Here is a 15221-nt window from a genome sequence, read left to right on the forward strand (position 1 = left end):
CACGCCATCGGCCACTGCGGGCAGGCGAGCAAATCCTGCCAAGGGGCCTGTCCCGAATTCCGGATGTAGGGGGCAATAATGATTGCCTGATTTCAGGGATAAATTTGCCGCGAATCGGTTAAAGACAATTTGGTATGGTAAATATTATTTATTCTATTGACGTTAGACGAATATTGGCCTCATCGAGTTCACCCTTGCAGATCATATCCTTCACTATTGCAACGGATAAAGAAGGCGCTTTCGTCTTGGTGCGTTGATACTTCTCGTTGTCGATCTCGATAAAGGTCCTGGTTGACGCATCGAGATAGCCGTAGGCGCACAGATGCTGGTTACGCACATCGGCCATGACGGCAACGACATGATAACGCCTCCTCCCGACCCAGTACTCGGCGACCGAGTCCTGATCGACTCCGGGGTAGTTGAAGGTCACCCCCCGAGAATGGAGATAATCGAAAACACCCCCCATCAGGGCGCTCATCAGCTTTTGTTTCTTTGGATTGAATTCGAATCCATAATAGAAATAATCCAGATAGATTTTTTCTTCCTTCGGGAGGGAATTCGGATTGACCCATCCCAGGATGCTCTGAATCGCAGAGGGCTTGGGCTTTGTCTTGACTGGCCGATCGCGGAAAATGACAGCCCCACGATGGTTGTAGAAGATCGGAATAATAACGTGTTTCGGACTATCATCCATGGGAAGGCCTCCTAAGTCTTGCAATATCAGACCTTTCCCATTCCCGGCAATGGTCTGACATCAAGTTCATCCATCAATACCAGTACATATTGAGGATGACTGCCAAGGAGGATGTCCTCCATTTTGAAATAGAGCCCGGCCTATTGAGAGGACAGGCCGATGAGGCGCAACCGTTTCGGCGGCACCGGGTCGCCCTGCCCAACGCGACCGCGGCGGGGCCCGCCGCAGGCCGCCCACGCTGGGCCAGGGCACCGAGGCGGTCAGGCATGACAGAACGAAAAATAAGTCTTGAATTATGTCTTACGATATACATATCATAAGACATGTTTAAAGATCACTTCTCCCCCCACCGCTTCCATCATATCCTCCACGCGATCGGGCAGGGCCGCGGTCGTCGCGGCTTCGGCCGGGGCTTCGGCCACGGGTTCGGACGAGGTTATGGCGGCGGCGATTTTCCGGCCGGCCGCAAGCTCAGTTCGGAGGAACTCCAACTGATCCTGCTCGCCCTTCTGGCCGGGCGTCCCGCCCACGGCTACGAACTGATCCGGCAGATCGAGGAACATTCCGGCGGCTTTTATGCCCCCAGCCCCGGTATGGTCTACCCGGCCCTGACCTACCTGGACGAGATCGGCCATGCCGCCGTGACGCAGGAAGGCAACCGCAAGCTTTATACCCTGACCGACGAGGGACGGGCTGACCTGGAAAGCCGCCGCGAGCAAGCCGATGCCATCCTCGAGACCCTGGCCCGTATCGGCAGCCGCATGGCCGAGGTCCGCGATGCGTTCGCAGGCGTAGACGCGCCGGACGGACCTGGCGGCGACGCGCTGCACCAGGCCCGGCACGCCCTCAAACATGCGCTGAGGCGCAAACGCGGCTGCGCCCCCGACGAAGCGCAACGCATCGCCGCGATTCTCGACCGCGCAACCGCCGAAATCCTCGGCAAGGCATGACGGCGCAAAGACGCGCATATTCCGCCGGTAGAACCGCATTGCATGAAAACAGCCGACGGACGGGCACGGCATCCCTAGGCGTCTGGCAAACCCGCCTTGCCGGGTAATTCGGCATCTATGCCCATCTCCCACGCCTGTTCCGGCAGATCTGGCGGTGCAGGCTGATGCTGTCGGTGTGGGAGAGACTTGGTCGAGTTCCCTATAACGCTGCCCATTCCCCATATGAAGCGGGCCGATCCGCCGCATGCGCTGGTGATTTCGAGCGCCGCCATTCTGGCGACCATGATCGTCCGGATTAATGGACAAAAGGCAGGCAAGCGTATCGCCGTCCTCTTGTCACGGGCTGGACAGCGTGAAGACGGGCGCAGGAGAACACGACCGCCCCCCCTTTCGGGGCGCTGAATGCCCGCTGACCGAATTCCGGAAAAGCCAGACCGCCCCTTCATAATCATCATTGAGATTGATCGACACGGCGAACCGTCGATGGAGATTCTGCAGGACGTCCCCGATTGCCGGGTCCGTGGAGCATAGGAAGAAAAACAGAAGGATATTGCGGCCGGGCTCAGTCGTGATCCAGGGCATGCTTCTCCCCAGAGCGGATATGGACAGCGAACCATAACAAGGGTTTCGACAGCATCAAGGCCATAGTTGTATATACAACTACGGCCATAAATTTGAGATCCGCCCATCAGAAGCACTCGGAACATTGCCGCCCAACGGATGATTTGACAGGGAAATTCAATTCAATACACTGATATAACTATATTTTTACGACTTTCGGTGGCCATGCAGATCCCTTCTCAGGACAAAGACGTCAAAAATGTGCAAGGACACTCAAAGGGGCGCTGAACGAATTTTCCAAAAAAAATATATTATTAATGCGTTGATTTAAAACGATAAATTATTACGTTTCAGCGCGCATAGACATATGATTCGTCATGTAAGGTAAAAAAATGAGTTGCATATGCAACATGTGGTGCCATTGTAACTTCGATATAAATTGATTCCGAGCAGGTGCCATGCCAACCGTCAAACGCCGTCATGCTTGTGTAGCTCTTTCCACCATGACGTTCCTGGCTTCGACGTCTCTCGCCGGGGCCACCTCGCCGACGCCGTCACACCATCGACTGCCCGCACACACGTCCAAAGTGCCGAAAGCGGGAGAGTCCCACACTGTCACGCCCGTTCATGCCGAGGTCATTTCGATCAATGCGGATGGTGCGAACGGAGCATACGGCAAGGTTCGCCATATCGCGGGCGGGGGCTTGATGGCCCTTCAGACAGGCGGCGACATGCGTAGCACCGTGACGTCCGAATATATCAACAAGCAGGCATCCACCACCACCGCCTACCAGGCCGTCTCCCTTACCCCCGGTGCCAATCTGGCCCAGAGCGATCCATACGGCTTTGCCGCGAATTCCATGCTGAGCGTGCGTGGACTGGGCGGAAATGAAATCGGCCAGGTGTGGGAGGGTATGCCGGTCAACGACATCGAAACCTATAACGGATATCCCACCTATTGGGCTGATGGGGAGGACATCGATTCCGTCAGTCTGACTCAAGGGTCTTCGTCCATTACGGCCCCTGTGGTCAACGCGTCCGGCGGCCAGGTCACGACCACGATGCGCGATCCTGCCCACAAGATGGGGGGCCTGATCGACTACAGCTATGGAACGCTGAATCTGCAGCGTTTCTTCGGCCGCTTCGACACGGGCGATATCGGGCACACCGGCCTGTCGGCCTATGTCTCGTTTTCCAACGGGACCGCGAAAAACTCTCTCGGTCCGGGCCGACAGATGCGGCGGCATATCGATTTCGGGTTCAAGAAGGAATTCGAGAACGGAGACCAGATGAAGCTGGTCGGCTCTTATGTCGACATGGATTACATGTATAATCCGAACCCGACGCTCGCCGACTGGCAGACTTCCGGCCGAAGCTATGCCTGGGCTGGCACATTCGCGCCGGGAAGCTCGGATTACTGGCTCCAGAACCGCTGGAAATGGGAGCAGATCATGATGAGCCTGCCTTCCGATTTCACGTTGCCGGGAAAGGTGAAGCTGAATGTCACGCCGTATTTCCTGTATGCGATGCAGAACTCGCCGGCATCTTCGACGCTGTCCCCCGACGGGAACTATTACGGAACACAGCCCGTCTCGGTGAACATTCCCAATTACGATGCATCGGGCGGCAGCGTGCGAAGCGATTACGTAGGGCTGCAATCCGTTGGCGGCTTCAACGCATCGCTTTCACGGACTTTCGGAATTCAGAAGGTCACACTGGGATATTGGTACCAGTATAGTGTCGATGACCTTTCGATGCCATTTTCTTCAGTGAATTCCGGCGGAAGTCCCAGTTCGGCATGGAGCTCCCAGGACATCACCATGGGCAACGGAAAGCCATATCTTGCCGAGAAGGAGCATACCGTCACCCAGACGAATGCCCTCTACCTGCAAGACGAGATTTCCCTGCTGCATGATCGGCTGAAGATCGTCGGCGGGATCAAGACATTGATGATAAGCAAGGCGGGGACCAACAGCCTTCCTGGCACGCAGTATCATGTGGGTGCGAACAATTTCCAGCCCCTGCCCCGCGTATCGCTGACATACAGGATCGACCCGCATAACCAGATCTTTATCAATGGCAGCACCAACACGTTGATGCCGATCGACGATACCCTGTACAATTTCTATTGGGGCGGAACGACATCGACACAGGGGAACCCGGCGATCCGCCCTGAATATTCGATCTCGGAAGAAATCGGATACCGGTATCAGGACAGCCTGTTGCATGCCAGCCTGGCGCTCTTCAATTACAACTTCACGAACCGTCAGGTGTCCAGCCTGACTTACGTCAACAATGTTCCGGTCTACTCAACGATTAATGGTGGCGGCCAGACCTCCCGCGGGGTGGATTTTGAAGCCGGCCTGATGCCGTTCCATGGCTTCTCGCCGTATATATCGGCGGAGTACCTGCATGCGAGTGTCGACAACAACATTCGTGTCGGAAACGACTATCTGCCGACGGCCGGGAAGACTGCCGTCCGCAGCCCGTCCTTTCAGGGATCGTTCGGTCTTGTCTACGATTACGGAAATTTCTTCGGAACCTTTTCGTTCAAATATACGGGGTCTCAATACTCCACGTTCATGAACGACGAAAAGATGCCCGCCTACAAGACCTTCAACCTGTCCCTGGGCTATCGCCTTCCGAATGTCTGGTTTGTCAAACATCCGGAAATCCGCGTGGCATTCATCAACCTGACGGATGAGAAAGTCCTGTCCGGCATTGCATCGCCCCAGCTCAATGCCCTGTCGACACGCGGAATTCACGGAACCACGATCGATGGCAGCTCGCCCGGATATTATATCGCGCCCCGCTTTACCACCGCGCTGACAGTGGCCGCCGGTTTCTGATCCTTCCGACATTTCGCCATTTTGAACAACGGAGACCTTACCGATGGTCAATGCATCTTCCCCGACTTCCCGCCTTGCCAACGATCGCGTTATCCGATCCGCCCATGGAGCCGAAATCACCGCCAGATCCTGGCAGACGGAAGCTGCCATGCGGATGCTGATGAACAATCTCGATCCTGAAGTCGCGGAGAAGCCGTCGGAACTCGTCGTCTATGGTGGCATTGGACGGGCGGCGCGGAACTGGGCCTGTTACGACCAGATCGTGGAGTGCCTGCGCGTGCTCGGCGATGAGGAAACGCTCGTCGTACAGTCGGGCAAGCCGGTGGGCGTCTTTCGGACGCATGCCAATGCCCCGCGTGTTCTGATCGCCAATTCCAATCTGGTTCCGCACTGGGCCAACTGGGACAAGTTCAACGAACTCGACCGGGCGGGCCTTATGATGTACGGCCAGATGACGGCGGGTTCCTGGATCTATATCGGCAGTCAAGGCATCGTCCAGGGCACGTACGAGACGTTTGTGGAAATGGGGCGTCAGTATTACGGCGGCGACCTGAAGGGCCGCTGGATCCTGACTGGCGGTCTTGGCGGCATGAGCGGCGCGCAGCCACTGGCGGCCGTGATGGCGGGCGCGTCCATGCTGGCGGTGGAGTGCGAACCCTCCCGCATTCAGAAGCGCCTCGAGACGGGCTATCTGGACCGGCAGGTCCAGGATCTCGATGAAGCCCTGCAGATCATTCACGAGGCTTGCGCCAAGGGCGAGGCCGTATCGGTCGGGCTGCTTGGAAACGCGGCCGAAGTGTTCCCCGAACTCGTTCGGCGCGGCATCCGCCCCGATGGCGTGACGGACCAGACGTCGGCGCATGATCCCCTGAACGGCTACCTGCCTGCCGGGTGGTCGCTGGACAAGGCTGCGGCGCTGCGTATTACGGATCCGGCGTCTGTGGAAAAGGCCGCGAAAGCCTCCATGAAGGCGCAGGTGGCCGCCATGGTGGCGTTCCATCGCATGGGGGTGCCGACCTTCGATTATGGAAACAATATCCGGCAGATGGCGCTGGAAGAAGGACTGGAGGACGCATTCGCCTTTCCGGGATTCGTCCCTGCCTATATCCGGCCCCTGTTCTGCCGGGGGATCGGCCCGTTCCGATGGGCCGCCCTTTCGGGCGATCCGGAGGACATCTACAAGACCGATGCCAAGGTCAAGGAACTGCTGCCGGACGACAGGCACCTGCATAACTGGCTGGACATGGCGCGCGAGAAAATCCAGTTCCAGGGCCTTCCCTCCCGCATCTGCTGGGTCGGCCTGGGGGACCGCCATCGGCTGGGCATGGCCTTCAACGAGATGGTCGCGAAGGGCGAACTGAAGGCGCCGATCGTGATCGGACGGGACCATCTGGACAGCGGCTCGGTGGCCAGCCCCAATCGCGAAACCGAGGCGATGCGCGATGGGTCGGACGCGGTTTCCGACTGGCCGCTGCTGAATGCGCTGCTCAATACGGCGTCGGGCGCGACATGGGTCTCTCTGCATCATGGTGGCGGCGTCGGAATGGGGTTTTCGCAGCATTCGGGAATGGTGATCGTCGCGGATGGAACCGAGGATGCCGCAGCCCGGCTGGAGCGCGTTCTATGGAACGATCCTGCCACAGGCGTGATGCGCCATGCCGACGCGGGCTACGACATCGCAATCGCCTGTGCACACGAAAAAGGCCTGAACCTGCCCATGGTCACCAACAGCAAATAAGACGCGCGCGGCACGCCCCCCCCTTCCTCCCAAGGGCGGGCGTGCCTTCTTTGGCATGACAGGAAAATTGCGATCATCATGACAGGCATGCGGGCCCTCGGTCATTTTCCCGGACGGACGTTACTTCTTCTTTCGCTCGGGCTGAGCATCTGCTCGGGATGCGCGTATCTCGGATCGTCCGTCATGCCGTTCCAGATCGATGCCCTGATGTCGGGGCTGCACCAGTCGGCCAGCCGCGCCGGCATGTTCGGCTTCTTCGAGATCATGTCGTTCGCGATTTTCATGATGCTGCTGTCGCGGCTGAAACCGCGCTTCTCCGTCGTCGCGACCGCCTTTCTCGGCGCGGGCCTGGCCATCATCTCGTCCTTGCTGACCGCCAGCGGTCCCACATCCTCCGTCTGGACATGGGGCTGTGCGGTGATCTTCGGACTGGCCGAGGCCCTGCTCGGGCGATCCTATGTCTGTGCTGCGTCCGCAAGCGACAATCCCGAGCGGATGTACGCGATTTCGAATGGTGGCGGGCTGCTGGTGCTGGTGGCCGTGATCGATGCGATCCCTTACGCCACGCGGACCTTCGGGGATCTGGGGGTGTTCGTCGGCATCGCGGCAATCGTCGCGTGCATCGCACCCTTCATGATGACGCTGCGTCATGCGCCCGCAGCACCAATCGTTCAGAATACGGAAAAGCTGCGCCTGACACGAGGGGCCGTCGCCCTGTTGTTCATCTGGGTCGGGTCTTCCCTCGGTTCCAGCATGGCATGGTCGTTTGCCGAGCGCGTGGGCCGGTCCATTCAGCTGTCGGCGGACTATATCGTCCTTCTCTCGACCGTGGGCATCGTCTCCAGCGTCGTGGTGAGTCTCGTGGCCGGCGCCCTGACGCGCCGTCTGCCGCGCGAGATCATTCTGCCACTGACACTCGTGGGAACCGGGATAGGAGGGCTCCTTGCCTGCTCGGCCTGGAATTCCTGGAGCTATACGATCGGCGTGATCGTCTACTGGAACTGTTCGATGCTTTCCTACGCATGGCTTCTGGGCAGTGCGGCAGCCCTGGACCATACGGGGCGGCTCGGCACGTTCTGCGGCGGCATGGACCGCATGGGATACGCACTGGGGGCCCCGCTTGGAGGGCTGATCGTCGACCACACGTCCTTCATGATGCTGGGGATCGCGGGATGCGCGGCCTGTATTGTCAGCATCCCCTTCGGGTTACCGGTTCTGCTGAAGGAAATCCGTCACCCCGGCATCGTGGAGCAACCTGCCCCCCCCATCGCAACGCCCGGCGCTTCCCTCGCCTGTCGGGGGGGAGAGGCTCAGGGCGGAGACTGAACCGCCATCCATGCCTCCAGCCCCGCGATATCGGCCGCCAGGGGACGATCCTCTTCATAGAAGGGAACAATCGCCCTGACCGCGCGGTACAGGGCTGCCGTGCGGGGCGAGATCTCATCGGCAAGATCGGCGAGGTCGATGGCCTGGCAGAGAGCCAGAAGCTCGATAGCGAGAATGGACCGGGTATTGGCGAGCACATCGTACGCCTTGAGGGCGGCCGGTGTCGCGTGAACGAGAATATCCTCCTGAAGGCCGGAGGTAATGCCCCCATCCAGACTGGCGGGAAGCGCCAGACGCCGGTTCGCTCCCACCAGGGATGCCGCGCTATATTGCGCGATCATGAAACCGCTTCCTGTTCCGGAATCGCTCGACAGGAAAGCCGGGAACGGGCTGGTCAGAGGATTGACCATACGATCGAGGCGCCGTTCGGACACCGCCCCCAGGGATGCGAGCGCGATGGCGGCCTCATCCATGACACGCGCGATGCTGGCCCCGACCGCATGCGCCTCCGAGAACGCGCCAATGCCGGTGTCGTCTTCGATGATGGCGGGGTTGTCCGAAAGGCTGCGCAACTCCTGCCCGACAGTCTGATGGATGCTTTCGAGCGCATCATGAACGGACCCGTGAATCTGCGGAATGGCACGAAGGCTGAGGGCGTCCTGTACGCGTTGCCCCTTGGCCTTCGCAATCCTCACCGAACCCGCGAGGTCGTGGTTGAGCGCCCGCGCGACCTGCCTGTGTCCCGACATGATGCGTAATCCGGCGGATCGGGGGTCAAACGCGTTCTGCTGCCCGCCGAGAACGTCAAACGTGGCTGCCGCGATGCGGTCTGCCCACTGGAGACAGGACCGGCCCTCCTGGGTGACAAGACTGGCGACCCCCGTGGCACAGGACAGCCCGTTGACCAGGCAAAGCCCTTCCTTCGCTTCCATTACCAACGGTTCAAAGCCCAGGCGTTCGAGAACCGCAGCGGCGGGCTGAAGCGCGTTGCCGACGTCAAGCTCTCCATGGCCGATCAGCGTCAGGGAAATATGCGCCATATGGGTCAGATATCCCACCGAGCCGTCTCGGGGCACGACCGGCAGGCAGTCATGGTTCAGAAGCGCGACCAGGCGTTCGACGATGCCTTCCCGCAACCCGGAATAACCCAGACAATATTCATTGACAGCACACGCGATGATGGCGCGGGTGGCTTCACGACCGAGAGGGCGCCCTATGCCCGTGGCATGACTGAAAAGGATCTTGCGCGAAAGGATGGATTGTTTTTCAGGCGTGATCCGCGTGTCCGACAATCCGCCGACGCCCGTATTGAGGCCATAGGCAGAAGCCGCGCCGTCCACCAGGACGCGCAGGCGCCCGTGTGCATCCCGCAGTCTTTGCCGCGCCGCGTCAGAAAGACGGATCTTCTTCCTTTTCCAGGCGATGTCGTACACATCTCGCGGGGCAAGAGGCTGATCGAGCAGGATTTCGGACATGAGACGCCTGGATTTATTGTATAGACAACCATAATCGGCATGCATACCGAACGTCAATCCGTACGCTTCACTTCTCTTGCCATTGTCCGGAGGCTTTCCCGTCAGGGGCGATAGCGCCCCCCGAAGCTGTAGCGGTTTCCGGAATAGGTAAAGATACCCTTCATGACAACGCGTCCATCGACCCATGTCCGACGGATCAGCTGCAAACAGGCTGCGGGTTTATCAAGTTGCAGAAGTGTGCAGATGTCCAGTGGCGGCGTCACGGCGAATACGACGTGTTCGATTTCTTCCGGCCCCGCGATTCCGTAAAGGTGACGATGCGGGTTTGTCTGGGCAAAATCCTGCTCCAGATAATCCGGTGCAAAGTGCGGAGAGACATAGCGCTCTTCCATCTGAATCGGAAGATCGTCTTCGTAATGGACGATCAGCGAGCGAAACAGGCGTGCTCCGGGCCGCTGTTCGAAGGCCGTCGCCAGATCGCTGTCGGCGCGGACAGTCTCGACGGCGATCACTTCGGCGCGATGCTGATGCCCGCTTGCAACGATGTCGTCGACAATATCGCGGATTTCCAGCAGTTCGACGCGATTCGCCGGCTGCGCCACGAATGTCCCGACCCCCTGGGCGCGACGGACGATGCCGTCCGCCGTCAGTTCACGCATGGCGCGGTGAATGGTCATCCGCGATACGCCCAACTGTTCGACAAGCTCGTGTTCGGATGGCAGGCGATGACCGACCTCCCACTCTCCGCGATCGATTCGCTCGATGATGAAAGCCTTCACCTGCTCGTAACGCGCGACCATCTTCGCCTTGTCCAGGGTCTGCGACACGTCTCCCCTACCTTTTCATCTCTCGAGGACTGATCCGCCACCTGTTGGCGAAAGACCATTTTTTGTCGTGCCAGGTTATTGTACTTACATACGAGGCACACCCATAAACAGGCACATGGATATATGAAGCCAGATCCGGAAAATGACAATCTTTTCCCATCGGCCCCATACGCGGAAGCAATTTCCAGCCAGCCCTCCCGGCTCTGGAAAAATGGCGGCGGCCTGACGAAGGTCATTGCGGATCATGCGGACTGGCGGCTGAGCGTTGCCGATATCAGCCGGGATGGCGCCTTTTCCCACTTTCCAGGAATCGTACGGCACATCGCCCTGCTGGAAGGGGCGGGAGCCCGCCTCTCGCTGTCGGATGGGACGAAGCGCGATATTGCCGGAACTGGCGATGCCCACACGTTTTCGGGCGATCTTTCGGCGGATGTGGCGCTGGTCTCCGGGCCGGTCAGGGTCGTGAACCTGATGCACCCGCCATCCCGTCCCTATCGTCTGGAGGCTGTACAGGCCCCCTGCCAGTGCGTGGGGGAAGCATCGCTTGCCGGCGCGCTGGTCGTCGTGCGCGGACGCTGGGTTCTCGAGACCGCATCGGGCCGCAAGCAGAGCTGTCAAGCAGGCGAATTCCTCCTTCTTCCCGAAGGGACGGGTGGCATCCTGAGCGTCGAGGATGGGGACGACCCGCTGCTGTACCGGGTGGCCCCCATCCGGGCTCAGGCCTGAGGGGCCGGTCGCCAGGCCACTGCGGTATCGATCAGTCTTTCAATCGCCCCGGAGAGGGTGGCCGCGGCCTGAAGATCGATGGGCCAGGGATCGTTCTCAGACGCGAGATATGTCGATTGTGCGATTTCCAGTTGCACGGCATGGATACCCGTCTCGGGCCGGCCGTAATGACGGGTTGTATGGCCGCCTTTGAAGCGTCCATCCCGCACATGCGAATAGGACGCGAGCCCCTCCGCGCAGGCCAGGACGTCCCGTGCCAGGGAAGGCGCGCAGGATTGGCCGCTATTGGTTCCAAAATTCAGATCCGGCAACCGGCCTTCGAACAGCCGCGGAATTTCGGAGCCGATCGAATGGACATCCCACAGAATGGCCCATCCGCACGCTTCGCGCAGGCGGTCCAGTTCGTTCCGGATCGCGTCGTGATATGGTTGCCAGTAGCGTTTCGTGCGTTCGGCGACCTCGGCCGGCCCCGGTTCCCGACCTTCGGAATAGATGGGCTGCCCGTCGAAACCCAGTAGCGGTACCAGGCCGGTACTCGGGCGCCCCGGGTATAATGCCGCGTCGTCATGTCCACGGTTGAGATCAACGACATAACGCGAGAAATTCGCACGCAGGACACCGATCCCCCTGGACAGGGCGAACGCGTATAGGTGCTCCATGTACCAGTCGGTATCGGGTAGCCTTTTTCCCCTTGGGGTCATCCGATCTTCCATTCCCGGCGCCAGTCGGTCGCCCGCATGGGGAATGGTGATGAGGATGGGGAGATGACCGGGCGTCAGGGAGAAGATGTTCGTCATGGGTTCGATCCGAAAACTTCTGTCAGGCGGACATCAGGTCGCGAAGTGACGCACGAAAGGCGTTTGTAATGCGCTTTTCGTCAGGGTGATGTCCATCAATGATGCGCCAGCGCCCGTCCGACATGACATGCCGGACAGGCGGTCTGGAGGTTGCGAAAATGGCTGAGTCGAGAAGATCGTCGCCCTCGAGGTCCGGGAGGGAAAGGGCGTCCTCGTCGATCACGCATAAATCCGCGCGGGCGCCGGGTACGAGCCCGGCGACCGGCAGCCCACAGGCTTGCGCGCCGCCCTTGAGGCTTTGCTGGAAAAGCCAGCCTCCGATCGAGCCTTTCCGGCCGGCCGGAAGAGCGACGCATCGTTTCTGCCAGTTGAGGCGCAGGCCATATTCCAGCAGACGCAGTTCTTCCCAGGGGCTGATGAGGACGTTGCTGTCACTTCCGATCCCGAAGTGGCCACCCTGATCGACATAGGACTCGAATGGAAAGATGCCGTCTCCCAGATTGGCTTCCGTAATGGGGCAGAGCCCGGCCACGGCCCGCGAACTCGCGATGGACGTCACCTCGGCTTCTGAAAGGTGGGTGGCGTGCACCAGGCACCAGCGCTCGTCCACAGCCAGATGGCTCATCAGGTAATCGACGGGGCGCTGCCCCGTCACGGCAAGGCACGCATCCACTTCGCGCTGCTGTTCCGCAACATGGATATGGATCGGCGCGCCGGGGCCGGCGACATTCAGAAAGTCGCCGATGGACTGGATATCGACGGCTCGCAGGGAGTGCAGCCCTATGCCGACATGCACCAGGTTCGACCCGCGCCAGTGGGACCGGATGTCGGACACGATGCGCGCAATCCTGTCGGGGTGGCCCGCAAAACGTTTCTGGGCATCGGCCAGAGGACTGCCATCCAACCCGCCACGCGCATAGAGCGTGGGGAGAAGCGTGATCCCGAGACCCGCGTCGGTAGCGGCTGCGACCAGGCGGCTGGACATTTCGGCAGGGGATGCGTAGGCGCGGCCATCGACCTCATTGTGGAGGTAGTGGAACTCGGCTACCTGTGAATACCCGGCCTTGAGCATCTGCATATACAGGAAGGCCGCGACGTTCTGCATCTGCTCCGGCGAGATCCGGTGGGCCAGTTGATACATGAGCGTGCGCCAGGTCCAGAATGTATCGTCCGGATTCTGTCTCTTCTCGGCCAGTCCTCCCATCGCACGCTGAAAGGCGTGGGAGTGAAGGCTGATCTGCGGAGGCACCACCACGTCGAACCGCTCTGCCCCGGCTTGAGGGGCGCTGTCCGGAAAGATTGCTGAGAAGGTTCCATCCTTCCCGACGGCGATCGTGACGTTCCGACGCCACCCGTCGGGCAGCAGGGCCTGTTTTGCAAACAATTCGGTCATCACGAAATTCCAGGTTGCACGGCATGAAGGCACATGGCGGCATGCCCTCTGTTCACTCTGTTCCGGGCGGGATCATAATGGGATTGACTGATATGTATATACATATATTAACAAGTTCGGACAATACGGAGCGGAACCATGTGGGACACCCTGTGGCTCGATGTTCATCTGGCAACGGGCGATGACAGGCTCATCACGTCCGGGGATGGATATGGATGCATCCATGACGGTGCCGTGGGCATCCACGACGGTGCGATCTGCTGGGTAGGATCGCGCGCGGACCTACCCGGAATACCCGACGGCCTGGCCCGCAAGGTGGAACATGGTCATGGTGGATGGCTCACTCCGGGCCTGATCGACGCGCATACCCATGTGGTGTTCGCCGGAGATCGCAGCCAGGAATTCGCCGAACGCCTGAATGGCGCATCCTATGAGGACATCGCCCGCAAAGGCGGCGGCATCCTCTCCACGGTAAAGGCAACCCGCGCGGCATCCGAGCAGCAACTCCTTCAGGTTTCACTGAAACGGGTGGAGCGGATGATTCAGGAGGGGACGACCTCGCTGGAGATAAAATCCGGATATGGCCTGACGCTGGCCGATGAATTCAAGCAGTTGCGGGTTGCCCGCGCGATCGGCAAGACATTGCCCGTACGCGTCCATACGACCTTTCTGGGGGCGCACGCGGTTCCCCCCGAATATTCGGGACGTGCGGACGATTACGTGACGTTCCTGGCCGATGAGCTTCTGCCCAGGCTTCACGAGGAAAATCTGGTCGATAGCGTCGACGCATTCTGCGAGACTATCGCCTTTTCACCCACGCAGACCGAATTCCTGTTCGAAACGGCACGGAAGCTGGGCCTGCCGGTCAGAATCCATTCGGAACAACTCTCGCTCAGTGGTGGAACCGCCCTGGCCGCGCGCTATGGCGGCCTGTCGGCGGATCATCTGGAATATGCGGATGAAAATGCCGTCATGAGCATGGCGCACCATGGAACCGTGGCGATGCTCCTGCCGGGGGCGTTCTACTTCATCCGGGAGAAGCAGCTCCCTCCCGTTGATCTGCTTCGCAAACATAATGTCAGCATTGGTCTGGCAACGGACTGCAATCCCGGAACGTCCCCTGTTCTGGGCCTGACATCCGTCATGAACATGGGTTGCACGCTGTTCCGGCTGACTCCCGAAGAAAGCTTCCGGGCGGTCACCTCTGTCGCGGCCCGCGCTCTCGGAATCGAGCACGAAACCGGGATGCTCCGCGAAGGTCTGCGGGCGGACATGACTTTGTGGGATGTTACCGGGCCACATGAGCTGTCTTACTGGGTCGGCGGTATCCGGCCTGTCCGACGCATCTATGGCGGCTTGGGATAAATATCTTTCCATCCAGCTCGGGCTGGAACGTCCAGTCGGCGGCGTTTCAGTTGATCTGCTCCCGGTAAACTGGATCGTTTTTGGTTAGATGTTTAGTCCCGGGATTTGATGATGCGGATTTTGTATGAACCGTGATGGTTCTCTTTCCCACTGCTGCGATCTACGCCCGCAAGGTCGGCCGCCTGACCGACGCCCTCAACCGGCCTGAGGAACGGCTGGAAGCCGCCGAGGCGCTGCGGGCACTGATCGAGAAGGTGGTACTTACTCCCGGCCCGAACCGGGACGAAATCGACGCCATGCTGTATGGGGAACAGGGGGACGATCCTGACCTGGATCGAGCGGCAAGCCATTGGAAATGGTTCAAAACACGAACACTCCCGGAGCGTTGCTCACGGGAGTGTCGGTATCAGTGGTTGCGGGGATAGGATTTGAACCTATGACCTTCAGGTTATGAGCCTGACGAGCTACCGGGCTGCTCCACCCCGCGGTGGTAAAGGTGGACTGGAAGACCTGGCGGCGA

The 15221-nt window shown here is 59.7% G+C and carries 12 protein-coding genes and 1 tRNA gene; 7 read left to right on the forward strand and 6 right to left on the reverse strand.

Annotation, left to right across the window (positions count from 1 at the left end; translation table 11 throughout):
* Positions 1–148 precede the first annotated feature (148 nt).
* Entirely contained in the window at positions 149–694 is a 546-nt protein-coding gene (locus HLH21_RS15785) for a hypothetical protein (RefSeq protein ID WP_182944713.1), read from the reverse strand.
* Between the two features lie 323 nt (positions 695–1017).
* Here HLH21_RS15785 and HLH21_RS15790 point away from each other — a divergent pair, with 323 nt between their 5' ends.
* From HLH21_RS15790 to HLH21_RS15805, 4 genes are all read left to right on the forward strand, one after another.
* Positions 1018–1644: a PadR family transcriptional regulator gene (locus HLH21_RS15790; protein WP_182944714.1), complete on the forward strand. Its 627-nt coding sequence runs from the start codon at positions 1018–1020 to the stop codon at positions 1642–1644.
* Positions 1645–2663: 1019 nt separating this feature from the next.
* Positions 2664–5054, forward strand: coding sequence for a TonB-dependent receptor (locus HLH21_RS15795; protein ID WP_182944715.1), 2391 nt, complete (start codon positions 2664–2666; stop codon positions 5052–5054).
* A 43-nt stretch (positions 5055–5097) separates the two neighbouring features.
* A complete protein-coding gene (hutU, locus tag HLH21_RS15800) occupies positions 5098–6792 on the forward strand; it encodes a urocanate hydratase (RefSeq protein WP_182944716.1) in 1695 nt (564 codons plus the stop codon).
* Positions 6793–6870: 78 nt separating this feature from the next.
* Entirely contained in the window at positions 6871–8118 is a 1248-nt protein-coding gene (locus tag HLH21_RS15805; RefSeq protein WP_182944717.1) for an MFS transporter, read from the forward strand.
* Here HLH21_RS15805 and HLH21_RS15810 read toward each other — a convergent pair.
* Together HLH21_RS15810 and hutC are read right to left on the reverse strand one after the other, a co-directional pair.
* Positions 8103–9593 (reverse strand): HAL/PAL/TAL family ammonia-lyase, encoded by a 1491-nt coding sequence (locus tag HLH21_RS15810; RefSeq protein WP_182944718.1) that lies wholly within the window; start codon positions 9591–9593, stop codon positions 8103–8105. The two genes, HLH21_RS15805 and HLH21_RS15810, sit on opposite strands and share 16 nt — an antisense overlap.
* Positions 9594–9694: 101 nt before the next feature.
* Positions 9695–10420, reverse strand: coding sequence for a histidine utilization repressor (hutC, locus tag HLH21_RS15815; protein WP_182944719.1), 726 nt, complete (start codon positions 10418–10420; stop codon positions 9695–9697).
* A 123-nt stretch (positions 10421–10543) separates the two neighbouring features.
* Here hutC and HLH21_RS15820 point away from each other — a divergent pair, with 123 nt between their 5' ends.
* Complete coding sequence (locus tag HLH21_RS15820; RefSeq protein WP_182944720.1) at positions 10544–11146, forward strand: HutD/Ves family protein; 603 nt, start codon at positions 10544–10546, stop codon at positions 11144–11146.
* Here the strand turns inward: HLH21_RS15820 and hutG are convergent.
* Positions 11137–11943, reverse strand: a complete 807-nt coding sequence (gene hutG / locus HLH21_RS15825) for an N-formylglutamate deformylase (protein WP_182944721.1) — start codon at positions 11941–11943, stop codon at positions 11137–11139. The genes HLH21_RS15820 and hutG overlap by 10 nt on opposite strands.
* A gap of 22 nt (positions 11944–11965) precedes the next feature.
* A complete protein-coding gene (locus tag HLH21_RS15830) occupies positions 11966–13336 on the reverse strand; it encodes a formimidoylglutamate deiminase (protein WP_182944722.1) in 1371 nt (456 codons plus the stop codon).
* Positions 13337–13474: 138 nt separating this feature from the next.
* Here HLH21_RS15830 and hutI point away from each other — a divergent pair, with 138 nt between their 5' ends.
* Together hutI and HLH21_RS15840 are read left to right on the forward strand one after the other, a co-directional pair.
* Entirely contained in the window at positions 13475–14701 is a 1227-nt protein-coding gene (gene hutI / locus HLH21_RS15835; RefSeq protein ID WP_182944723.1) for an imidazolonepropionase, read from the forward strand.
* Between the two features lie 134 nt (positions 14702–14835).
* The gene (locus HLH21_RS15840) at positions 14836–15126 is read left to right on the forward strand and encodes a hypothetical protein (protein ID WP_246379877.1); all 291 of its coding nucleotides are present in this window, start codon (positions 14836–14838) and stop codon (positions 15124–15126) included.
* Here the strand turns inward: HLH21_RS15840 and HLH21_RS15845 are convergent.
* A tRNA-Met gene (locus tag HLH21_RS15845) sits at positions 15112–15188 on the reverse strand. The genes HLH21_RS15840 and HLH21_RS15845 overlap by 15 nt on opposite strands.
* Positions 15189–15221 lie beyond the last annotated feature (33 nt).

Source organism: Gluconacetobacter johannae (assembly GCF_014174305.1).
GTDB classification, from domain to species: domain Bacteria; phylum Pseudomonadota; class Alphaproteobacteria; order Acetobacterales; family Acetobacteraceae; genus Gluconacetobacter; species Gluconacetobacter johannae.

Coding starts and splice junctions, on each gene's coding strand:
- HLH21_RS15840 (WP_246379877.1), top strand. CDS start 14,836: ATGGTTCTCTTTCCCACTGCTGCGATCTACGCCCGCAAGGTCGGCCGC.
- HLH21_RS15790 (WP_182944714.1), top strand. CDS start 1,018: ATGTTTAAAGATCACTTCTCCCCCCACCGCTTCCATCATATCCTCCAC.
- hutG (WP_182944721.1), bottom strand. CDS start 11,943: ATGACGAACATCTTCTCCCTGACGCCCGGTCATCTCCCCATCCTCATC.
- HLH21_RS15785 (WP_182944713.1), bottom strand. CDS start 694: ATGGATGATAGTCCGAAACACGTTATTATTCCGATCTTCTACAACCAT.
- HLH21_RS15805 (WP_182944717.1), top strand. CDS start 6,871: ATGACAGGCATGCGGGCCCTCGGTCATTTTCCCGGACGGACGTTACTT.
- HLH21_RS15810 (WP_182944718.1), bottom strand. CDS start 9,593: ATGTCCGAAATCCTGCTCGATCAGCCTCTTGCCCCGCGAGATGTGTAC.
- hutI (WP_182944723.1), top strand. CDS start 13,475: ATGTGGGACACCCTGTGGCTCGATGTTCATCTGGCAACGGGCGATGAC.
- HLH21_RS15820 (WP_182944720.1), top strand. CDS start 10,544: ATGAAGCCAGATCCGGAAAATGACAATCTTTTCCCATCGGCCCCATAC.
- HLH21_RS15830 (WP_182944722.1), bottom strand. CDS start 13,336: ATGACCGAATTGTTTGCAAAACAGGCCCTGCTGCCCGACGGGTGGCGT.
- hutU (WP_182944716.1), top strand. CDS start 5,098: ATGGTCAATGCATCTTCCCCGACTTCCCGCCTTGCCAACGATCGCGTT.
- HLH21_RS15795 (WP_182944715.1), top strand. CDS start 2,664: ATGCCAACCGTCAAACGCCGTCATGCTTGTGTAGCTCTTTCCACCATG.